This window comes from Streptomyces sp. H27-D2 (assembly GCF_035828615.1).
Taxonomy (GTDB): Bacteria; Actinomycetota; Actinomycetes; order Streptomycetales; family Streptomycetaceae; genus Streptomyces.
In genome coordinates this window covers 1-21,808 of the sequence record NZ_JAYMZR010000109.1, presented here as the reverse complement: position 1 = coordinate 21,808, position 21,808 = coordinate 1, and the positions used below count along the sequence as shown (strand labels likewise).

At 71.4% G+C, this 21,808-nt stretch carries 16 protein-coding genes and 1 pseudogene; 3 read left to right on the top strand and 14 right to left on the bottom strand.

The window, feature by feature from the left end; all coding sequences use genetic code 11:
- Positions 1-135: 135 nt before the first annotated feature.
- Positions 136-927, bottom strand: a complete 792-nt coding sequence (locus QMK28_RS29285; protein ID WP_326442690.1) for a S1 family peptidase — start codon at positions 925-927, stop codon at positions 136-138.
- A 328-nt stretch (positions 928-1,255) separates the two neighbouring features.
- Between QMK28_RS29285 and QMK28_RS29280 the strand changes: the two genes are divergently transcribed.
- Positions 1,256-2,167, top strand: coding sequence for a hypothetical protein (locus tag QMK28_RS29280; protein ID WP_326442689.1), 912 nt, complete (start codon positions 1,256-1,258; stop codon positions 2,165-2,167).
- Between the two features lie 104 nt (positions 2,168-2,271).
- On the opposite strand, the gene QMK28_RS29275 is transcribed toward QMK28_RS29280, so the two are convergent.
- Positions 2,272-2,964 carry an alpha/beta fold hydrolase gene (locus tag QMK28_RS29275; protein WP_326442688.1) on the bottom strand — a complete coding sequence of 231 codons (693 nt, stop codon included), beginning with the start codon at positions 2,962-2,964 and terminating at the stop codon, positions 2,272-2,274.
- A gap of 441 nt (positions 2,965-3,405) precedes the next feature.
- On the opposite strand from QMK28_RS29275, the gene QMK28_RS29270 reads away from it, so the two are divergent.
- Both QMK28_RS29270 and QMK28_RS29265 read left to right on the top strand, forming a co-directional pair.
- Positions 3,406-4,185 (top strand): transglycosylase SLT domain-containing protein, encoded by a 780-nt coding sequence (locus tag QMK28_RS29270; RefSeq protein WP_443050864.1) that lies wholly within the window; start codon positions 3,406-3,408, stop codon positions 4,183-4,185.
- Between the two features lie 310 nt (positions 4,186-4,495).
- Positions 4,496-5,657: pseudogene (locus QMK28_RS29265) on the top strand (SLC13 family permease).
- Positions 5,658-5,676: 19 nt separating this feature from the next.
- Here QMK28_RS29265 and QMK28_RS29260 read toward each other — a convergent pair.
- From QMK28_RS29260 to QMK28_RS29205, 12 genes are all read right to left on the bottom strand, one after another.
- The gene (locus QMK28_RS29260) at positions 5,677-7,518 is read right to left on the bottom strand and encodes an alkyl/aryl-sulfatase (RefSeq protein WP_326442687.1); all 1,842 of its coding nucleotides are present in this window, start codon (positions 7,516-7,518) and stop codon (positions 5,677-5,679) included.
- Between the two features lie 182 nt (positions 7,519-7,700).
- Entirely contained in the window at positions 7,701-9,161 is a 1,461-nt protein-coding gene (locus QMK28_RS29255) for a glutamate synthase subunit beta (RefSeq protein ID WP_326442686.1), read from the bottom strand.
- On the bottom strand, positions 9,154-13,773 hold the full coding sequence (gltB, locus tag QMK28_RS29250) for a glutamate synthase large subunit (protein ID WP_443050863.1): 4,620 nt from the start codon (positions 13,771-13,773) through the stop codon (positions 9,154-9,156). Before gltB ends, QMK28_RS29255 begins: the two co-directional genes overlap by 8 nt.
- 291 nt (positions 13,774-14,064) lie before the next feature.
- Positions 14,065-14,796 carry a VIT1/CCC1 transporter family protein gene (locus QMK28_RS29245; protein WP_326442685.1) on the bottom strand — a complete coding sequence of 244 codons (732 nt, stop codon included), beginning with the start codon at positions 14,794-14,796 and terminating at the stop codon, positions 14,065-14,067.
- A 191-nt stretch (positions 14,797-14,987) separates the two neighbouring features.
- Positions 14,988-15,998 (bottom strand): prolipoprotein diacylglyceryl transferase, encoded by a 1,011-nt coding sequence (gene lgt / locus QMK28_RS29240; protein ID WP_326442684.1) that lies wholly within the window; start codon positions 15,996-15,998, stop codon positions 14,988-14,990.
- Positions 15,999-16,082: 84 nt separating this feature from the next.
- Positions 16,083-16,904: a DsbA family protein gene (locus QMK28_RS29235; RefSeq protein ID WP_326442683.1), complete on the bottom strand. Its 822-nt coding sequence runs from the start codon at positions 16,902-16,904 to the stop codon at positions 16,083-16,085.
- 85 nt (positions 16,905-16,989) lie between these two features.
- On the bottom strand, positions 16,990-17,805 hold the full coding sequence (trpA, locus tag QMK28_RS29230; protein ID WP_326442682.1) for a tryptophan synthase subunit alpha: 816 nt from the start codon (positions 17,803-17,805) through the stop codon (positions 16,990-16,992).
- Complete coding sequence (gene trpB / locus QMK28_RS29225) at positions 17,802-19,058, bottom strand: tryptophan synthase subunit beta (RefSeq protein WP_326442681.1); 1,257 nt, start codon at positions 19,056-19,058, stop codon at positions 17,802-17,804. The genes trpA and trpB overlap by 4 nt, the downstream gene beginning before the upstream one ends.
- 310 nt (positions 19,059-19,368) lie before the next feature.
- On the bottom strand, positions 19,369-19,632 hold the full coding sequence (gene trpM, locus QMK28_RS29220; protein WP_326442679.1) for a tryptophan biosynthesis modulator TrpM: 264 nt from the start codon (positions 19,630-19,632) through the stop codon (positions 19,369-19,371).
- Positions 19,633-19,640: 8 nt separating this feature from the next.
- The gene (gene trpC / locus QMK28_RS29215) at positions 19,641-20,450 is read right to left on the bottom strand and encodes an indole-3-glycerol phosphate synthase TrpC (RefSeq protein ID WP_326442677.1); all 810 of its coding nucleotides are present in this window, start codon (positions 20,448-20,450) and stop codon (positions 19,641-19,643) included.
- Between the two features lie 270 nt (positions 20,451-20,720).
- Complete coding sequence (locus QMK28_RS29210) at positions 20,721-21,173, bottom strand: DUF2752 domain-containing protein (RefSeq protein WP_326442676.1); 453 nt, start codon at positions 21,171-21,173, stop codon at positions 20,721-20,723.
- Between the two features lie 386 nt (positions 21,174-21,559).
- Positions 21,560-21,808 carry an HGxxPAAW family protein gene (locus QMK28_RS29205; protein WP_326442675.1) on the bottom strand — a complete coding sequence of 83 codons (249 nt, stop codon included), beginning with the start codon at positions 21,806-21,808 and terminating at the stop codon, positions 21,560-21,562.

The window sequence follows — 21,808 nt, the reverse complement described above, 5'->3', positions numbered from 1 at the left end:
GGGTGTACGGGGTCCATACGGGGTCCATACGGACCCCAGTCGTGGCCGGCCGCGAGGCTCCGCTGCCGGGCCGTATCAGCTGCGCTCAGCCGTGATCGGCCGTGAGCAGCGTTGCTCGGCCGTGCTCGGCCGCGATCAGAGTCCGGCGGCCGCGGTCTTGATGTCCGCGGCGAAGGTGCTCACCTCGGTGTAGACGCCGGGCTTGCCGGGCCGTGCGCAGCCGTCGCCCCAGCTGACTATGCCGACCTGTATCCACTTGTTGTAGGAGTCCTTGCGGAACATCGGGCCGCCGGAGTCGCCCTGGCAGGTGTCGGTGCCGCCCTCGTCCATGAATCCGGCGCAGATCTCCTCGCCGGGTGTGAGCTGGTCGCCGTAGGCCGCCTGGCAGGCCGCGTCGTCCACGAACGGGACCTGCGCCTTGAGCAGGTAGCGCTGCTGCTCGCCGCCCTCCTTGTCGGCGCCCCAGCCGGCGATGTCGAAGTCGCCCTCGTTGAGCTTGTCGTTCTCGGCGATCTTCAGCGTCGGCAGGTCGAGCGGCTTGTCGAGCTTGATCAGCGCCCAGTCCTTGCCCTTGCCGTTGTAGCCGGGGGCTTGGAGGACTTCGGTGGAGGCGGCGGTGACGGCCTTGGAGTCCTCCAGGTCGACGACTCCCCCGGTGGCGGTGATGTCGGTGGCCGGGCCGCTGCCGTCCACGCAGTGCGCCGCGGTGAGGACGATGTCCTTGGCGTAGAGCGCGCCGCCGCAGCCCATCGACAGCCGGACCATGAACGGGAATTCGCCCTGCGCGGCGGGGGCGCCGCCGACGATGCTCGGGCCGGGCCGGGGGCCCGGGGTCTGCGCCTGCGCGGTGGGCTGGAGGCTGAACGCGGCGAGCGCGACGACGCCGACGGCGAAGCTTCTCTTGGTGTGCTTGAGGTAGTTCTTCAACAGACTTCCTCTCGTGGGGGGTTACTGCACACATGTCAGGCCCATGCCAACCGGAACTCCGGATGCCGCCCCCTCGAACCGGAAAAGTCCGCGGAAAGACGGCAGGACACCGCAAGGCATCCGGAGCCGAAGGCGTGAGCCCGCAAAAGCGCCCTTGGATTATGTGGAGGCGGTGATCGGCACGGCAAGGGGTTGATTCCGGCCAGTCGATAATTCCCTCCGCGGCTCCTCCCCGACCCCCTCCGCCGTTCCCTCCGGCCATCGGCGGGACTGTCCGCTATGCGGCCGGTACGTACCGGACAGCCGGGGCGAGTCGTACAGTTGCCCTGTGGCAGTGGGCAGCGAGGTCGTGCACGGCTTTCCGCATCTAGAGACCGTGCGGGCGGCCGTCACCGCGCTCTACAAACGGCTCTCCTACGACACCGTGCAGACCTTCTCGGCCAGCGTGGTCCCCGCCGACGTCGCCTTCGCGGACCACGACGATCTGCATCTCGGCGTGCAGCGGGTGGCCAAGGCAATGGTGCGGCACCTCCGGCTGCCGGACGCCCGCGTGATCGTCAGCTTCCGCGACATGCTGCACGCGGGCAACGTCGAACTCGCCGCCGGGCCCGAGTACTTCATCGAGCTGAACTCCCGCTTCAAGACCCACCGGGAGGACATCGGCGCGGCCCTCGCGCACGAGGTGACGCACGTCTATCTGCACCGCCTCGGCCTCGCCTTCCCCGGCACCCGCGACAACGAGATCCTCACCGACACCGCCGCCGCCTACCTCGGCGCGGGCTGGCTGCTGCTCGACGCGTACCGGCAGAGCGCGACCAGCAGCCAGAAGCTCGGCTATCTGACCCCGGAGGAATTCGGCTACGTGCTCGCCAAGCGGGCGCAGCTGTTCGGCGAGGACCCGGCCATCTGGTTCACCAGCCCGCAGGCCTACGAGGCGTACGTCAAGGGCAGGGACCGCGCCCTGCGCGATGAGCGGCAGCCACCCCTCACGGCGGCCGGCCGCGCCGGCCCCCGCCGCTACGCCAAGGAGCGGCGCTCCGCTCAGAACGCGCAGCGCGACGGCGGAGCGGCGGTCGCCCTCGCACCGTCGGCCGACGGCGGCTACGCCTTCGAGGGCCGCGCCCCGCTCCGCGTCTCATTCCCTTGCCCGACCTGTCACCAGCGGATCAGAGTGCCGGTGCAGGGCAGGATGCGGGCCCGCTGCGCGCTGTGCCGCACGGTCCTGGACTGCGACACCTGAGCGGCGCCCCTGGCCCCGCTCCGCAGCTCGCCTCGCCACAGCTGCCCCACAGCTCGCAGCCCCGCAGCTCGCCGCGCCGCGCCGGAAGGCCGCCGCGCCCCGGGTCAGATCCAGCCCTCCAGTGACCCCATGAAGCCGTCGAAGTCGTCGCGGTGGATGGTGTGCCCGGCGCCGCTGACCGTACGGACCTCGAAGCCGCGGCCGGCCAGGTCCCCCTTGATCTCCTCGGTTATCAGGAAGCTGGGGTCGGCGACCTGCACCAGGGACGGCACGAGCGGCTTGTCCGGTGTCCTGTCGTAGGCCGCCGCCCCCGACAGCGAGACGGCGGTGCCGGCGTCCCACGCGGCGAGGGTGGCCAGCTCGACATCGACGTCGGCCTCCTCCCAGCGCGGATTGAGGGTCTTGATCGTCGCCCGCGTCCACCCCTTGAACTGCGCGAACAGCGCGGGGTCCGGCGCTTCGCCCCGCCCGAGCGGCCAGGCGGGGTCGGAGTAGACGGCCCGCTGGGGCCGCAGCCGGTCCACCGCGAGCGCGAGCGCGATCCCGCCGAGCGAGTGGCCGAGTGCCAGCTCCGCGCCCGCTGGGAGGGTCTCCGCCAGGTCGTCGGCGAACAGTTCCGCGCTGTACTCGCCGCGCCCGCTCTCCCCGTGTCCGCGCAGGTCGACCGCGATCACCCGGTATCCCCGGCCGGCCAGCGCGGGGCCGACCCGCCGCCAGGTGCGGTGGTCCGACATGATGCCGTGGACGAGCAGCGCGATCCGGTCGCCGGTGCCCCATTCGCGGGTGTGCAGCTGCATGCGGTGCCTTTCTCATACGTATCTGACGCCCCACGCGTCACATCCGTACGACACGTGGGTGCGGGGAAAGTCTGGCCCGGAGACGGCCCGGAGACGGCCCGGAATCGGCCCGGAGACGGCCCGGAATCGGCATATCGCGTGACCCCAGGCACAGGACTTAGATCACTTCCGACCCTGCTTAGTGGACGGAATGTCGCATTTCACCCGCCTGGCACCGCCCCGGCCGCCGAGCCGTTCGGCCCGCACTACGAATCCGGATAGTAATGGGCTTCCTTGCCTGCTGATACTCCGGGCGTTAACCATGATTCGAGTAGCACCGAATACGAGCAGCTTTTCCCGGCACCGCATGAGAACGGGTTCTGCCATTCGGTTCACACGCCGCCATCGCAGTCGGCAGCCCTGCTCACATCATCGCCTGGAAGAGGTTCCCCACATATGCGCATGCCCACCACTGCTGCATTTAATTCTTTCCGCTCGAACAAGGTCCAGAAGATGACCGCCATCGGCGTCGCCGCCGCCGCCTGCACCGGCGCACTGGCCCTCTCCGCCACCCCCGGCGACGGTCCGGCAGGCAGCGGAGCCACCACGGCCGGCGCCGAGAAGGTCTCGCTGGCCGCCGCCGAGACCGGCCCGGTCCAGGCAGGACAGCCCGGTCAGCCCGCCGGGGCCAAGCCCGGCAACGCTGACCTCGCCGACGGCCCGGCCGCCCTGGTGGCACAGGCATCCGTGTCCGGCAGTGACGTGAAGCAGGCCGACGTGGAGAAGGCCGACAAGTCGGCCAAGGCTGCCGAGGCGGCCAAGCAGTACGCCGGCAAGACCGCGGCCAAGCAGCACACCGACAAGGCGGCTGCGAACCGTTCCACGGACCGCAAGCCCGTCGCCGCGCCGGACCGCAAGTACTCGAACAACCTCAACGGCTGGATCAAGGAGTCGTTGGACATCATGAAGAGCAAGGGAATTCCCGGCAGCTACGAGGGACTGCACCGCAACATCATTCGTGAGTCCGGCGGAAATCCGAACGCGGTCAACGACTGGGACATCAACGCCCAGAACGGCATTCCCTCCAAGGGCCTGCTCCAGGTGATTCAGCCGACCTTCGACAGCTACCACGTCGCGGGCACGCCGGATAAGCTGACCGACCCGGTGGCCAACCTGACCGCCGCGGCCAATTACGCGGCCGACCGGTACGGATCCATCGACAAGGTCGACTCGGCCTACTGAGGTCACCGCACCTCGCCCAGCAGCGCCCGGGAGCGGCACCACCGCCCTGGGCAGCCGCCCTGGACGCCCCGTACCAACCCCCGCATGCCCCCGCCGGACGCGTGAGCCACCATCGGCTCCGTCCGGCACACGGGCGTCCCGAGCCGCCCGTGACCACCGGGCCGCCGCGCCCGTGACCACCGGGCCGCCGCGCCCCGCCGCCGGAGTCCCGACTCCGGCTTCCCGCCTTCGCGCCCGACCGGGACTGACCCCGCCCGTCTGCGCGCGCGTGAGATCCTTTCCCGTGCGCGTCCTGAGGCAACTCCATGGTCTGGACTGGTTCGCCGGTGGACTCCTCGCCTGCGGCCTGCTGTTTCTCGCCACCGGTCTGCTGCCCGCCGCCTCGGCCGGCGACGCGATGACGCGGATCGGGCCGCTGCTCGCGTTCCTCGTGACAGTGATCGTTCTCGCCGGGCTGACCAGTGACGCCGAGGTGTTCGACACGGTCGCGACGGGGATCGCGCGCCGGCCGGGGCAGTTACGCGGCGCTTTTCGTGCTGTGCGTCGCGTTCGCCTCCGTCACCACGATCACCCTCAATCTGGATACCACCGCCGTCCTGTTGACGCCGGTGATGCTCGTGCTCGCCGTACGGGTCGGCATCGCGCCGGTGCCGCTCGCGATGACGACGGTATGGCTCGCCAATACGGCCAGCCTGCTGCTGCCCGTCTCCAATCTGACGAATCTGCTGGCCGCGGACCGCGTCGCGCTCTCCCCGGCCGGACTGGCCGCGAAAATGTGGGCACCCCAACTGGCCGCCATCGCGGTGACCATGGGCTGTCTGTGGTTGTTCTACTGGCGTCGGGGCAAGCGCGGCGCCCTCTCCTACTCGCCGCCGTCGGCCCACCGTCCAGCCGATCCGGTGCTGTTCCGGCTGTGCGGGTCGGCCTGCGCCGGGTTCCTGCTGGCGACGCTGACGGCCGACGTCCCGCTGTGGCTGGCCTCCGGAGCGGCGGCGGCGGTGTGCGTGGCGGCCTTCGCGGTGCGCCGCCGCTCCGTGCTGAGCTTGTCGCCGGTGCCGTGGCGGCTGCTGGTCCTGGTGCCGGGGATGTTCCTGGTGATGGAGACGGTCGACGCGCACGGGCTGGGCAGGTTCCTGGCGTCGGCGATGGGCTCGGACGACGGGTTCCTGGGCATGCTCCGGGCGGCGGGGGTGGGCGCGGGGCTGTCGAACGTGCTGAACAACCTGCCGGTCTACCTGGCCGGGGAGTCGGCGGTGCCGGACGGCAACCACGAGCAGTTGCTCGCCCTGCTGGTCGGGAGCAACGTCGGCCCGGTCATCACCCCGTGGGCGTCCCTGGCCACCCTCCTGTGGTTCGAGCGCTGCCGCGCGCAGAATGTCCGGGTCTCGCTGAAGACGTTCATGGGCACCGGCGCGGTGCTCGCGGTCGGCGCGGTGCTGGCGAGCACGGCGACGCTGGCCGCCTTCGGCTGAGGCTGGGGCGGGCCCTGCTTCAGGGCTCGATGATCGCGAAGTTCGGGTCCGGGGTGTCGAGCAGTGCGACAAGCCGGTCCAGCGCCTTCGGGTCGCCCTGCTGCCCCACGCCCTCCAGGCTGTCCCCGGCGAGCACGCCGAGCAGCTGCGGCTTGGTGAGCGTCAGCGTCAGGTCCGGCGGCGGCCCCGGCCGCCCGCCCCGGCGGCCGGGCCCTTTCGCGTCCGGGGCGCTGCGGTACGTCAGCGCACCGTTCGACAGGGTCAGCCGCCAGACGCGGCGCTCGTCGGTGAGGTGCCAGGCCATGGTCAGCGCGGTGTGCCAGGCCTCGGGGCCGTTGATCCGGACGGCGAGCGAGTCGATGATCCGGTCGACGCTCAGCGCCATCGCCAGCTCACCATCGCCGGTGTCCGCCGCTGCCTCGGCGGCCTCGCCGCGCAGCTCCAGCGCGCCCGTCAGGTAGACGTTGCGCCAGGTGCCGCTCTCGCTGCTCTGCCCGAGCCGGTCGTAGACGGCGGCCAGCTCCTCCCGGGCCGCGGCGTTGTCCGGGTCGGCGAAGACGGCGTGGTTGAGCAGCGTCGCGGCGAAGCGCAGGTCGCCCGCGGCCGCGTACTCCTTGCCCTTGGCGACCGTCTCCGCGACTCCGCCCATGGCGTCGGTGTAGCGCTTGGCCTGCTCGACCGGCGGGTGCTCCCAGAGGTGGGCGGGGTTGCCGTCGAACCAGCCCAGGTAGCGCTGGTGGATCGCCTTGACGTTGTGCTGGAGCGAGCCCTGGTGGCCGCGGGCCGCCCAGACTTTCCGCAGGCCCGGCGGGAGCTGGATCTGCTCGGCGATCTCGGCGCCGGTCAGGCCCCGGTTGAGCAGCCGCAGCGTCTGGTCGTGCAGATACGCGTAGAGGTCGCGCCGGCCGGTCAGCAGGGCGGCGATCCGCTCCCTGCCCCAGGTGGGCCAGTGGTGCGAGGCGAGGACGACGTCGGTGTCGTGGCCGAAAAGGGCGAGCGACTCGTCGATGTGGTGCGCCCAGAGCCGGGAGTCCCGCACCACCGCGCCGCTCAGCGGCAGTACGGCGTTCATGGTGTGGGTGGCGCTCTCCGCCATGCACAGGGCCCGGCGCTCGGGGAGGAAGAGGTTCATCTCGGCGGGGGCCTCGGCGCCGGGGGTGAGCTGGAAGACGATGCGGATCCCGTCGACCGTCTCCTGTTGGCCTGTGCGGGTGACGTCGACCGTCGGCGGGATCAGGGTGACGGTGCCGGTGGAGCTCGTGGTGCCGGGGCCGCAGCCGATCTGTCCGGCCGGCCCTTTGGGCAGCTGCGTGCCGTACATATAGCGCGCGCGGCGGGTCATCGCGCCGCCCGCGTAGACGTTCTCGGCGGCCGCGCGCTCCATGAAGCCGGCCGGGGCCAGGATCGGCACCGGCTCGTGGCCGTGCGGCAGCACGCCCCGCGCGCCGCCGTAGTGGCCGCCGTGCGCGTGCGAGTAGACGAGGCCGCTGACCGGGCGCTTGCCGCGGTGCGCGCGGTAGAGCCGCAGGCCGGCCGCCGCGGTCTCGGCGGAGAGCAGCGGATCGATGACGATGACGCCCCGGTCGCCCTCGACGAGGGTCATGTTGGAGACGTCCAGGTTGCGGACCTGGTAGATGCCCTCGGCGACCTCGTACAGGCCCTGCTTCGCGACCAGCTGTCCCTGCCGCCACAGGCGCGGGTCCGCGGTGTCGGGGCAGGGTCCTGTCAGGAAGGCGTACGCGTCGGCGTCCCAGACGGCTCGCCCGTCCTCGCCGGTGACCAGGGCGGGCTTCAGCGGCCCCAAAAAGCCCCGGTCGGCGTCGTCGAAGTCGGTGGTGTCCTTGGGTGCGAGATCCGTCATGCGGGCACTATTTCACCTAATTGCCCTATTTGCCCGCCGGGGAAGTAGAGGCGGCGCTCGCCCCCTGGTCGGGTAGGGGGCAAGCGCCGCATCCGTGTTCCGCACGCCGTTGTACGGGACAGTTCATGGGTCCGGCCGGACCGAGTCAGGCTGGACCGGGTTCAGGCCGAGTCAGGCTGCAGTCAGACCGTCAGTGAACGATCGGTCGGCCGGATCGGGGCCGGCAGCTCGCTGACCCCGGTCAGGAAGCGGTCCACCCCGCGAGCCGCGGAGCGGCCCTCGGCGATGGCCCACACGATCAGCGACTGGCCGCGGCCCGCGTCACCGGCGACGTACACGCCGTCGACGTTGGTCGCGTAGTCGTCGTCGCGCGCGACATTGCCGCGGGCGTCGAGCGTCAGGCCGAACTGCTCGACCAGGCCGTTCTGCTGGTCCGTCCCGGTGAAGCCCATCGCGAGGGTGACCAGCTGCGCCCGGATCGTCCGCTCGGTGCCGGGCTGCTGCTCCAGCTTGCCGTCCTTGAACTCCACCTCGATCAGGTGCAGCGACTGGACGTTGCCGTCCTCGTCGCCCTCGAAGTGGGTGGTCGAGACGGAGTAGATCCGCTCGCCGCCCTCCTCGTGGGCCGAGGTGACCTTGTAGAGCATCGGGAAGGTCGGCCACGGCTGGTTCTCGGCGCGCTCGTCGCCGGGCTTGCCCATGATCTCCAGCTGGGTCACCGAGGCCGCGCCCTGGCGGTGGGCGGTGCCCACGCAGTCCGCGCCGGTGTCGCCGCCGCCGATGACGACGACGTGCTTGCCCTCGGCGGTGATCGGCGGGCTGACGAAGTCGCCCTCCTGCACCTTGTTGGACAGCGGCAGGTACTCCATCGCCTGGTGGATGCCGTTCAGCCCACGGCCGGGCACCGGCAGGTCGCGCGAGGTGGTGGAGCCGGCCGCGATGACCACCGCGTCGTAGCGCCGGCGCAGCTTCGCGGCGTCTATGTCCCGGCCGATCTCGGTCTCCGTGCGGAACTTGGTGCCCTCCGCGCGCATCTGCTCGATGCGGCGGTTGATGTGCACCTTCTCCATCTTGAACTCGGGGATGCCGTAGCGCAGCAGGCCGCCGATGCGGTCGGCGCGCTCGTAGACCACGACCGTGTGGCCGGCCCGGGTCAGCTGCTGGGCGGCGGCCAGACCGGCCGGGCCCGAGCCGATGACGGCGACGGTCTTGCCGCTGAGCCGCTCGGGGGGCTGCGGGGTGACGTCTCCGCTGTCCCACGCCTTGTCGATGATGGTGACTTCGACGTTCTTGATGGTGACGGCCGGCTGGTTGATGCCGAGCACGCACGCGGACTCGCAGGGCGCGGGGCACAGCCGCCCGGTGAACTCCGGGAAGTTGTTGGTCGCGTGCAGCCGCTCGCTGGCGGCCGTCCAGTCCCCGCGGTACGCGTAGTCGTTCCACTCGGGGATGAGGTTGCCCAGCGGACAGCCGCTGTGGCAGAACGGGATGCCGCAGTCCATGCAGCGGCCGGCCTGCTTGCTGATGATCGGCAGCAGCGAGCCGGGGACGTAGACCTCGTTCCAGTCCTGGACGCGCTCACCGACGGGGCGGGTCCGGGCGACCTCGCGGTCCGTGGTCAAAAAGCCCTTGGGGTCAGCCATTGGTCGCCGCCTCCATCATCTTCTCGGTGGTCTCGGACTCGGAGAGTCCGGCGAGCTCGGCGGCGTCCTTGGCGGCGAGTACGGCCTTGTAGGTGGTCGGGATGACCTTGCTGAAGCGGGCGACGGCGTTCTCCCAGTCGGCGAGCAGCTTCTCGGCGACGGTCGAGCCGGTCTCCTCGTGGTGGCGCTGCACGACGTCGTACAGCCCCAGGGCGTCCTCGGCGTCGAGGCTGGTGACGGCGTCGGCCAGGCCCGGGTTGACGTTGTCCGGGTCGAGGTCGATGACGTACGCGACGCCGCCGGACATGCCGGCCGCGAAGTTGCGCCCGGTCTCGCCCAGCACGACGGCGCGGCCGCCGGTCATGTACTCGCAGCCGTGGTCGCCGACGCCCTCCGAGACGACGGTCGCGCCGGAGTTGCGGACGCAGAACCGCTCGCCGACCCGGCCGCGCAGGAAGACCTCGCCGCCGGTGGCGCCGTAGCCGATGGTGTTGCCGGCGATGGTCGAGTACTCGGCGAGGTGTTCGGCGCGCCGGTCGGGGCGGACCACGATCCGGCCGCCGGAGATGCCCTTGCCGACGTAGTCGTTGGAGTCGCCCTCCAGCCGCAGCGTCACGCCGCGCGGCAGGAACGCGCCGAAGGACTGGCCGGCCGAGCCGGTGAAGGTGATGTCGATGGTGCCGTCCGGCAGCCCCTCGCCGCCGAACTTGCGGGTCACCTCGTGGCCCAGCATGGTGCCGACGGTCCGGTTGATGTTGCGGATCGCGATCTGCGCGCGGACCGGCTGCGCGGCCTCCGCGTTCGGTGCGGACAGCGCGTCGGCGGCGAGCTTGATCAGCTCGTTGTCCAGCGCCTTCGCCAGGCCGTGGTCCTGCTCGACGACCTGGTGGCGGACCGCGTCGGCGGGCAGCTCGGGGACGTGCAGCAGCGGTTCCAGGTCCAGGCCGCGCGCCTTCCAGTGCTTGACGGCCTTGCCGGTGTTGAGCACCTCGGCGCGGCCGACGGCCTCTTCGAGGGTGCGGAAGCCCAGCTCGGCGAGGAGTTCGCGGACCTCTTCGGCGATGAACTGGAAGAAGTTGACGATGTACTCGGCCTTGCCGCTGAACCGCTCGCGCAGCACCGGGTTCTGGGTCGCGATGCCGACCGGACAGGTGTCCAGGTGGCAGACGCGCATCATCACGCAGCCGGAGACGACCAGCGGAGCGGTGGCGAAACCGAACTCCTCGGCGCCCAGCAGCGCGGCGATGACGACGTCACGGCCGGTCTTGAGCTGGCCGTCGGTCTGCACCACGATGCGGTCGCGCAGGCCGTTGAGCAGCAGGGTCTGCTGGGTCTCGGCGAGGCCGAGCTCCCAGGGGCCGCCGGCGTGCTTGAGCGAGGTGAGCGGGGACGCGCCGGTGCCGCCGTCGTGGCCGGAGATCAGCACGACGTCCGCGTGCGCCTTGGAGACGCCGGCGGCGACGGTGCCGACGCCGACCTCGGAGACCAGCTTGACGTGAATGCGCGCCTTGGGGTTGGCGTTCTTCAGGTCGTGGATGAGCTGGGCGAGGTCTTCGATCGAGTAGATGTCGTGGTGCGGCGGCGGCGAGATGAGGCCGACGCCGGGGGTGGAGTGCCGGGTCTTGGCGACCCACGGGTAGACCTTGTGGCCGGGCAGCTGGCCGCCCTCGCCGGGCTTCGCGCCCTGCGCCATCTTGATCTGGATGTCGTCCGCGTTGACCAGGTATTCGCTGGTCACGCCGAAGCGGCCGGAGGCGACCTGCTTGATGCTGGAGCGCCGCGCCGGGTCGTACAGCCGGTCGGCGTCCTCGCCGCCCTCGCCGGTGTTGGACTTGCCGCCGAGCTGGTTCATCGCGATGGCGAGGGTCTCGTGCGCCTCGCCGGAGATGGAGCCGTACGACATCGCGCCGGTGGAGAAGCGCTTGACGATCTCGCTGACCGGCTCGACTTCCTCGATGGGGATCGGCGGCCGGACGCCGTCCTTGAAGCTGAACAGTCCGCGCAGCGTCATCAGCCGCTGGGCCTGCTCGTTCACCCCGGCCGTGTACTGCTTGAAGATGTCGTAGCGGCGGGCGCGGGTGGAGTGCTGGAGCCGGAAGACGGTGTCCGGGTCGAACAGGTGCGGCTCGCCCTCGCGGCGCCACTGGTACTCGCCGCCGATCTCCAGGTTGCGGTGCGCCGGGGCGATGCCGGAGGCGGGGTACGCCTTGGCGTGCCGGGCCGCGACCTCGTCGGCCACGACTTCCAGGCCCGCGCCGCCGATCTTGGTGGCGGTGCCGTTGAAGTACGTCTCGACGAAGTCGTCGTCCAGGCCGACGGCCTCGAAGACCTGCGCGCCGCGGTAGGAGGCGACCGTCGAGATGCCCATCTTGGACATCACCTTCAGGACGCCCTTGCCGAGCGCCTTGATGAGGTTGCGCATCGCGGCCTCGGCCTCAATGCCGGGCAGGAAGGTGCCGGCGCGGACCAGGTCCTCGACGGATTCCATCGCGAGGTACGGGTTGACGGCCGCGGCCCCGTAGCCGATGAGCAGTGCGACGTGGTGCACCTCGCGGACGTCGCCGGCCTCGACCAGCAGCCCCACCTGGGTGCGCTGCTTGGTGCGGATGAGGTGGTGGTGGACCGCGGAGGTGAGCAGCAGCGAGGGGATGGGGGCGAGCTCGGCGTCCGAGTGGCGGTCGCTGAGCACGATCATCCGCGCGCCGTCCGCCAGCGCGGAGTCGACCTCGGCGCAGATCTCGGCGATCCGGGCGGCGAGGGCGTCGCCGCCGCCGCTGACCCGGTAGAGGCCGGAGAGGGTGGCCGCGGTCAGGCCGGGCATGTCGCCGTCGGCGTTGACGTGGATGAGCTTGGCGAGTTCGTCGTTGTCGATCACCGGGAAGGGCAGCGTGACGCTGCGGCAGGACGCCGCGGTCGGGTCCAGCAGGTTGCCCTGCGGGCCGAGCGAGGAGTACAGCGAGGTGACGAGCTCCTCGCGGATGGCGTCCAGCGGCGGGTTGGTGACCTGGGCGAAGAGCTGGGTGAAGTAGTCGAAGAGCAGCCGGGGGCGCTCGGAGAGCGCCGCGATCGGCGAGTCGGTGCCCATCGAGCCGATCGGCTCGGCGCCGGCCTTGGCCATCGGGGCGAGCAGCACGCGCAGCTCTTCCTCGGTGTAGCCGAAGGTCTGCTGGCGGCGGGTGACCGAGGCGTGGGTGTGCACGATGTGCTCGCGCTCCGGCAGGTCGGCGAGCTCGACGAGCCCGGCCTCCAGCCAGTCGCCGTACGGCTGCTCGGCGGCGAGCTGGGCCTTGATCTCGTCGTCCTCGATGATGCGGTGCTCGGCGGTGTCGACGAGGAACATCCGGCCGGGCTGCAGCCGGCCCTTGCGGACCACCTTGGCGGGGTCGATGTCCAGGACGCCGACCTCGGAGGAGAGCACGACGAGGCCGTCGTCGGTCACCCAGTAGCGGCCGGGGCGCAGGCCGTTGCGGTCGAGGACCGCGCCGACCTGGACGCCGTCGGTGAAGGTGACGCACGCGGGCCCGTCCCAGGGCTCCATCATCGTGGCGTGGTACTGGTAGAAAGCCCGGCGGGCGGAGTCCATCGAGGTGTGGTTCTCCCACGCCTCGGGGATCATCATCAGCACGCTGTGCGGCAGCGACCGGCCGCCGAGGTGCAGCAGTTCCAGCACCTCGTCGAAGGAGGCGGAGTCGGAGGCGTCGGGGGTGCAGACCGGGAAGATCCGCTCCAGCTTGTCCGGACCGAACAGCTCGGAGGCGAGCTGCGACTCACGCGCCTGCATCCAGTTGCGGTTGCCCTTGACCGTGTTGATCTCGCCGTTGTGCGCGACGAAGCGGTACGGGTGGGCGAGCGGCCAGCTGGGGAAGGTGTTGGTGGAGAACCGCGAGTGGACCAGCGCGATGGCGGTCGCGAAGCGGCGGTCGGACAGGTCGGGGAAGAAGGGCTCCAGCTGTCCGGTGGTCAGCATGCCCTTGTAGACGATGGTCCGCGCCGACAGCGACGGGAAGTAGACGCCCGCCTCGTGCTCCGCGCGCTTGCGCAGGACGAAGGCGGTGCGGTCCAGCTCGACGCCGCTCACGCCGCTCTTGGACCGCTCGTCGCTGACGAAGATCTGTGCGAACGCGGGCATGGTGGCGCGGGCGCCGTTGCCGAGCAGTTCGGGGGCGACCGGGACCTCGCGCCAGCCGAGGACGGTCAGGCCCTCTTCGGCGGCGATCGTCTCGATGCGCGAGACGGCGGCGGCGGCCTCGGTCTCACCCGCGGGCAGGAAGGCGATGCCGACCGCGTACGCCCCGGCGGCGGGCAGCTCGAAGCCGACCGAGTCGCGCAGGAAGGCGTCCGGGACCTGGAGCAGGATGCCCGCTCCGTCGCCGGAGTCGGGCTCGGATCCGGTCGCGCCGCGGTGTTCGAGATTCCGCAGGACGGTGAGAGCCTGTTCGACGAGCGCGTGGCTCGCCTCGCCGGTGAGGGTCGCGACGAATCCGACGCCACAGGCGTCGTGCTCGTTGCGAGGGTCGTACATCCCCTGCGGGGCGGGGCGCCCGTCCATGGGCGACCAGGCGCTGGCGCTGCTGGTCGCGGAAAGCGCGGACTGGGGGTGCGCAGAACGCATCGGCTCTCCCGTCGTCGTCGTGGCATTGGTGACTGCCGAGGGACGACTCTGGCCCTCTGCGAATTTCGTGCAGGTTACATGATGGCCCGCTTCTCAACCAGCGGATACTTCATTCCAGAATGTGGACAACAGGCATAGGGTGCGAGTGTGGAGCCAAAGGGGCGAATCGACCACCGTTGTCGCAGCGCGACGCAGGCCTCATTGCCCGCGGCGCCTGAGTGTCATGCCCGGCGGTCAGTGCCTTGAAACCGCCGGGTAACGTGCTGATTATGCGGCTCGCCGCATAAGACCTCAGCCTACGGTGGTACCGATGGCGATGCCGAGGACGTATGTCACACCCGCGGCCGCCCCGCCCAGCGCGAGCTGCCGCAGTCCGCCGTACCACCAGGAGCGGGCGGTCACCCGCGCCACCACGGCCCCGCAGCCGAACAGCCCCAGCAGCGCGAGCAGCACCGAGGGCCACAGCTCCGTGGCGCCGAGCAGATAGGGCAGCAGCGGCAGCAGCGCGCCCAGCGCGAAGGAACCGAACGAGGACACCGCCGCGACCAGCGGCGAGGGCAGGTCGGACGGGTCGATGCCCAGCTCCTCGCGGGCGTGGATCTCCAGCGCCTGCTCCGGGTCCTTGGAGAGCTGCCCGGCCACCTCGCGCGCGAGCCCCGCCTCGACGCCGCGCGACTCGTACAGCGCGGCCAGCTCCTCCAGCTCGTCCGCGGGGTGCTTGCGCAGCTCGCGCCGCTCGATCTCCAGCTCGGCCTCGACCAGCTCGCGCTGCGAGGCGACCGAGGTGTACTCACCGGCCGCCATCGAGAACGCGCCGGCCGCGAGACCGGCGAGGCCGGTGATCACGATGGTCTGGGTGGCGGCGGCGCCACCGGCGACACCGGTCATCAGCGCGACGTTCGACACGAGTCCGTCCATGGCGCCGAACACCGCGGGGCGCAGCCAGCCACCGTTGACGTCACGGTGGGTGTGGTTGTCGCGGTGGGCTATGTGCGGCGGTGCCGCGGCCTGGATGACGGACATCTGAGCAGGTGTTCCTCTCCCCGAGGGGCCGTGGGCTGCTGCCCTGGTCCCCAACGATTCGAAGATACGCACGAATTCCTTGTCGCCGCCAGCAAGCCAGGCCGTACTTACCTCGCTGACCTGCACAAACGCCGACGGCCGCCCCGAAATCAGGGGCGGCCGTCGGCGGGCGACGCTATGAGGCGTCGCGTTCAGGACTTCTTGGTGGGTTCCGCTCCGCTCGCCTCGGCGGTCGGCTGGTCGTCAGCCGGCTGGTCGGCGGTGTTCGTGCCGGTCGGCTCGCTCTTGTCCGCCGGCTCGTCCTTGCCGAGCTTCACGGGCGCGTCGCCGGTCGCGTCGTCCGTCGTAGCGTCGCTCGCGCCGTCCGCCTCGTCGTCCTCGACCGCGTTCGGTTCGACCACGGCCTCCCGGCCGGGGCGCAGCCTCGCGGAGATCACCATGTAGACGACCGCGCCGAGGAAGACCACGATCGAGGTCCAGCCGTTGAGCCGGAGCCCGAGGAAGTGGTGCGCGTCGTCGATGCGCATGTACTCGATCCAGAAGCGCCCGACCGTGTACGCGGCGACGTACAGCGCGAAGGCCCGCCCGTGTCCGAGGGTGAAGCGCCGGTCCGCCCAGATCACCAGCAGCGCGACGCCGAGGCACCACAGCGACTCGTACAGGAAGGTCGGGTGGTACGTGCCGGCCTCGCGGCCGATGCTCGCGTCCGCGCTGATCTTCAGCGCCCACGGCAGGTCGGTGGCCTTGCCGTACAGCTCCTGGTTGAACCAGTTGCCCCAGCGGCCGATCGCCTGGGCGATCACCAGGCCCGGGGCCAGCGTGTCGGCCCAGGCGGGCAGCGGGATGCCCCGGCGGCGGCAGCCGATCCAGGCGCCGACCGCGCCGAGCGCGACAGCGCCCCAGATACCGAGGCCGCCCTCCCAGATCTTGAACGCGTCGACCCAGTCCTTACCGTCGCCGAAGTACAGCTGGTAATCGGTGATCACGTGATAGAGGCGGCCGCCGACGAGTCCGAACGGCACCGCCCAGACGGCGATGTCCGCCACCGTCCCGGCTCTGCCGCCGCGGGCGATCCAGCGGCGGTTGCCGAGCCAGACCGCGACGAAGACGCCGATGATGATGCAGAACGCGTAGCCGCGCAGCGGGAGCGGACCGAGGTAGAGGACCCCGGATGACGGGCTGGGAATATAAGCGAGTTCCATGGCAGGCATGACGCTACCGCGCCGGGTGGGGAGTGCGGCAACCCACCCGGCAACGGCTGCGTAACGCCGACGCCGCGGCGAGCGTCAGGAGGCGGCGAGCGGCGGGGCGCTCCCGGGCTTTTTGCCCCTGTTCGCGTCCTCGACGAGCTTCTTGAGTTTGGCCGGGGTGAGCGGGTTGCTCTGGTCGTTGTAGATGTTCTTGCCGTTGAGCAGGACCGCCGGGGTGCCCTGGTTGCCGGAGTCCTGGAACTCTTTGTTGGACTTCTCCACCCAGGTTTCGTACGTCCCGTCCTCGACGCACTTGTCGAAGGCGTCGGTCCTGAGGCCGCCGACCTTGTCCGCCAGGTCCAGCAGGTGCGCGCTGCCGGCGAACTTGTCGTCCGCCTCCTCGGGCTGATTGCTGTAGAGCACGTCGTGGTAGTCGCGGAACTTGCCCGCCTGCTGTGAACAGGCCGCCGCGTTGGCCGCCTTGAGCGAGCCGCTGCCGCTCATGTTCCCGTCGATCAGCGTCGCGAGGTGGTACTCGGTCCTGAGCGCGCCCTCGTCCTCCAGCTTCCGGATCACGGTGCGGAAGCCCGACTCGAACTGGGCGCAGGCCGGGCAGCGGAAGTCCTCGTAGACCGTGAGGGTGGACGGGGCGTCGCTCGCGCCGACCGGGATCACCGTCTTCTTCGCGCCGACGGCTCCCTTGGGGGTCGCCAGCGGTTTCTTCTTGTTGTCGTCACCGCCGCCGCTGTCCCGCTGCTTCACCAGCAGGCCCACCCCGCCCGCGACCGCGAGCACGACGACCACCCCCGCGGCGACCGCCATCGTCCTCTTGCGGCGCTCGCGCGCCTTCTCGTTCTCGCGCTGTTCGTGCAGCCGCTCGCGGGCGCTGCGCTGTCCTTCTCGATTCTTCTTGCTCACGCCCTCGCACAACGAGGCGGAGGGGTGTGACCGCGCCCCTCCGCCTCGATTTTCCCCCGTACGGGGGATTAACCCCGGCCACCCGTTACGCGCGCGAGCGCACGCCCTCGGCCAGCCCGGCGGTGAGCGTACGGACCCGCGCCAGCCCGGTCTCCAGGTCCGGCGCGTCCAGCAGCAGCTTGACGAACGCCGAGCCGACGATGACCCCGTCCGCGAATCGCGCGACCTCCGCGGCCTGTTCGGCGTTGGAGACGCCCAGTCCGACGCAGACCGGGAGGTCGGTCGTCGCGCGGGTCCGCCGCACCAGGTCGGCCGCCTGTTCGCCGACGCTCACCCGGGTCCCGGTGACGCCCATCAGCGAGGCCGCGTAGACGAAGCCCGATCCCACCGCGGTGATGGTCGCGAGCCGCTCGTCGCGGCTGCTCGGCGCGACCACGAAGACGGTGGCCAGGCCGTGCTGATCGGCGGCCTTGCGCCACAGCTCGGATTCCTCGACCGGCAGGTCGGGCAGGATGCAGCCCGCTCCCCCGGCCTCGGCCAGCTCCGCGGCGAACCGCTCGGCGCCGTACCGGTCGACCGGGTTCCAGTACGTCATCACGAGTACCGGCGCGCCCGTCGCGGCGTGCGTCTCGCGGACCGTGCGGATCACGTCCTTGATCCGCACCCCGCCGCGCAGCGCGATGTCGTCGGCGGTCTGGATGACCGGGCCGTCGAGGACCGGGTCGCTGTGCGGCAGCCCGATCTCGACGATGTCGGCGCCGCTCTCCAGCACCGCGACGGCGGCCGCGATGCCACCGTCGACGGTCGGGAAGCCGGCCGGCAGATAGCTGACCAGCGCGGCCCGGTTCTCGGCCTTCGCCTTGGCCAGCGTGGCGTTCAACAGCTCGATTCGGCCGCTCACTTGGTGTCTCCCACACTGCCGTTGGTGCCGGCCTCGTACAGCCCGAAGTAGCGGGCCGCGGTGTCCATGTCCTTGTCGCCGCGCCCCGAGAGGTTCACCAGCAGCAGCGCCTCGGGGCCCAGCTCGCGGCCCAGCGTGAGCGCCCCGGCGAGCGCGTGCGCGCTCTCGATCGCGGGGATGATGCCCTCGCTCCGCGACAGCAGCCGCAGCGCGAGCATCGCCTCCTCGTCGGTGACCGAGCGGTACTCGGCCCGGCCCGCGTCCTTGAGGTAGGCGTGCTCCGGGCCGACGCCCGGGTAGTCGAGCCCCGCGGAGATCGAGTACGGCTCGATGATCTGGCCCTCGTCGTCCTGGAGGACGTAGGAGCGGGAGCCGTGCAGGATGCCCGGCTCGCCCATGCTGAGGGTGGCCGCGTGCTCCCCGGTGGTCAGACCGTGCCCCGCGGGCTCGCAGCCGATCAGCCGGACGTCCGGGTCCGCGAGGAAGGCGTGGAAGAGCCCGATGGCGTTCGAGCCGCCGCCCACACACGCGACGGCCGCGTCCGGCAGCCGCCCGGTGCGCTCCAGCAGCTGGCGGCGCGCCTCGACGCCGATCACCCGGTGGAAGTCGCGGACCATGGCGGGGAACGGGTGCGGTCCGGCGACCGTCCCGAACAGGTAGTGCGTACGGTCCACATTGGCGACCCAGTCGCGGAACGCCTCGTTGATGGCGTCCTTGAGCGTGCGGCTGCCGGACTTCACCGCGATGACCTCGGCGCCCAGCATCCGCATCCGGGCGACGTTCAGCGCCTGCCGCTCGGTGTCGATCTCGCCCATGTAGATGGTGCACTCGAGGCCGAACAGGGCGCAGGCGGTCGCGGTGGCCACGCCGTGCTGGCCCGCGCCGGTCTCGGCGATGACCCGCGTCTTGCCCATCCGCTTGGTGAGCAGCGCTTGGCCCAGCACGTTGTTGATCTTGTGCGAGCCGGTGTGGTTGAGGTCTTCGCGCTTGAGGAAGACCCGCGCGCCGCCCGCGTGTTCGGCGAACCGGCTCACCTCGGTGAGCGCGCTCGGGCGGCCGGTGTAGTTGGCCATCAGCTCGTTCAACTCGGCGATGAACGCCGGGTCGGACTTGGCCTTGTCGTACTCGACGGCTACTTCGTCGACCGCGGCGACCAGCGCCTCAGGAATGAACTTGCCACCGAACGCGCCGAAGTAGCCCGCGGCGGTGGGGATGTGACCCTCAGGGTCCGGAATGAAGAAGTCAGAGGACATCCGGCGTACTCCTCAACAGGGGCTTTCGCCCCGGAAGTCTCGATAGGTGACTCGGTAGGTGAACTGCACGGTATGCGCGAGCGGACGCCGACGGGCGGCAACCGGCGGCCTCGGACCGCGCGTGGCGCACGCGGGTCCCGCCCCGCCCCGCGGACGGCTCGGGAGCGGCGCCCCTGGGCGGCTCGTTGCGCGCCTGGCCTGGCCCGTGCGTACGGAGAACCGGGCATGGGCGCCAGTCCGTTCGAAAACGGCTCGTGCCGCGACCAGGCGATGTCTGCCCGCGACGGGGCGGAGCTTGCCGGGAGGGGCACTAGGCGCGGGCGCGGCCGCGCGGGCGGTCGGCGGTCGCGTCGGGGCGGGGCCATCGCATCCCGTTGACCTGGCCGGGCTCGCCGCCGATGACGTAGCGCACCCGGCGGCCGTGCACCCGGCGCGCGGGGGCGCGGCAGCCGCGCGGGCGGCAGCCGCGGCGCAGCGGGGCGTACGGATCGCGGGCGGGCAGGCCGGTCGCGGGCACGCCGACGGGAGCCGAGTGCGTACTCGGCTCCGGGCGGCGGGTGCGACGGGCCGTCATGGGAGAGGTCAGCTCCGGCCGTGCCGGATCGCCGGGTGCGAGCCCGCGGCGACCAGATCGGCGACGGCGGCCTTCGGGTTCTTGCCGGTGACCAGCGACTCGCCGACCAGGACGGCGTCCGCGCCCTCGTTGGCGTACGCGATCAGGTCGTGCGGGCCGCGCACGCCCGACTCGGCGATCTTGACGATGTGGTCCGGGATCTCCGGGGCGATCCGGCCGAAGTTGCCGCGGTCCACCTCAAGGGTCTTGAGGTTCCGCGCGTTGACGCCGATGATCTTCGCTCCGGCGGCCACCGCGCGCTCGACCTCGTCCTCGTCGTGCACCTCGACGATCGGAGTCAGCCCGATCGAGGTGGCGCGCTCGACGAGCGAGACCAGCGCTTCCTGGTCGAGCGCCGCGACGATCAGCAGCACCAGGTCGGCGCCGTAGGCGCGCGCCTCCCACAGCTGGTAGGAGGTGACGATGAAGTCCTTGCGCAGCACCGGGATGTCGACCTTGGCGCGGACGGCCTCCAGGTCGGCGAGCGAGCCGCCGAAGCGGCGCTGCTCGGTGAGCACGCTGATGACGGCCGCGCCGCCCGCCTCGTAGTCGGCGGCGAGCGCGGCGGGGTCGGCGATCGCGGCGAGGGCGCCCTTCGAGGGGCTGGAGCGCTTGACCTCGCAGATGACGGTGACGCTGTCGCCGCGCAGCGCGGCGACTCCGTCCTTCGCCGCGGGGGCCTTGGCCGCGAGCTCCTTGAGCTCGTCGAGGCTCACTCGCGCCTGCCGCTCGGCGAGGTCGGCGCGGACTCCGTCGATGATCTCGTCGAGCACACTCACGCGAGCGGCCTCCTTCTGCGATGGTGGTGGGTCGGTCGGCCGGTCCCGATGGGCGGCGTCCGCTGCCGGGGGGCCGTCGGACGCTTCCTTCATCGAACACTGCCTTCGTCTAGCACTGTCGTGGGCCGGGCACTCTCGTCGGTCGAGCACCGCTTGGTCGAGCAGTGCCGTTATCGGCCACCCAATGATATCCGCCGGAAGGCGAAGGTCTCGCATCCGGCCGCCCGCAGTCCCACAACCTGGACATTTCCCGCCGTCTTCCAGTCCGCGTCATGGCGTCAGCCCGGAGCCGAACGGCAGATTCCGGACGACTGTGAAGGCGAGCACCAGCGCGCCCAGCAGCCACAGGCACGCGGGGCGCGGCCTTGCTCCGGGAGCCCGGCCGCGGCCCGTGGCGGCCCCTGCGGGCGTCGGCCGCAGGGCCCGTACGAGCCAGAGCGCGAGGAAGAGCGCGAAGGCCGCATAGCCCGCCACGGCCAGGGCGTTGGCCCCCAGCGCGGTGGCCAGGTCGCCGTGGGCGACGGCGTGCGCGCTGCGCAGCCCGCCGCAGCCGGGGCAGAACACTCCGGTGGCTGCCAGCAGCGGGCAGACCGGGTAGTGACCGGGCTGGTTGGGGTCGACGGCCCCGACGTAGCCGAAGGCCGCGACGGCCCCGACGAGCAGCCCCAGCGGTTCCGCCGCCCGGCGCAGCCGTGAGGCAGGGGGCGGCGTGTCGGCGGGCACGGAACGGGCGGGCGGGCCGCCCCAGCGGGGCGGGTCTCCAGCGGAAGGCTCCGGGCGTGGGGGCTCCAGGCGTGGAGGCTCCGGGCACGCGGACTCCGGGCGCGAGGGCTCCGGGCGCGCGGGCTCCGGGCGCGCAGGCTCCAGGCTCGCGGACTCCAGGCTCGCGGACTCCAGGCTCGCGGACTCCAGGCGCACGGGCCGGTGGCCTTGCGGCCCACGGCCGGGCGGCTCCCGGCCTGCCGCGGGTTCTACTTCCACATCCACCCCGCCGATTCTCCCGCCGTACGCGCGAAGGCGCAGCCTCGGAGCCCCGTACGTACCGCCGTACGGGCTCCGGGCCGCGCCTTCGCGAAGTGTGCGTGCGTGCGTGCCGACCGGGTCGTGGGTCAGTGCTGCGGCTGCGGCTGTCCCTGGGACTGCGGCGCCGCGGTCTTCGACGCCGGCTTCTCCTGGCCCAGGCCCGCGGCGCGCATCACCAGGCCGACGACGCCGGCGAGCAGTATGACCACGATGCCGGCTGCGAAGCCGAGCGGCTGCGCCATCACCGTGAAGGCTCCGGAGATGCAGAAACCGATGAACGCGATGGTGACACCGGTCCAGGCGGCCGGGGTGTGTCCGTGGGCGTTACCCGCCAT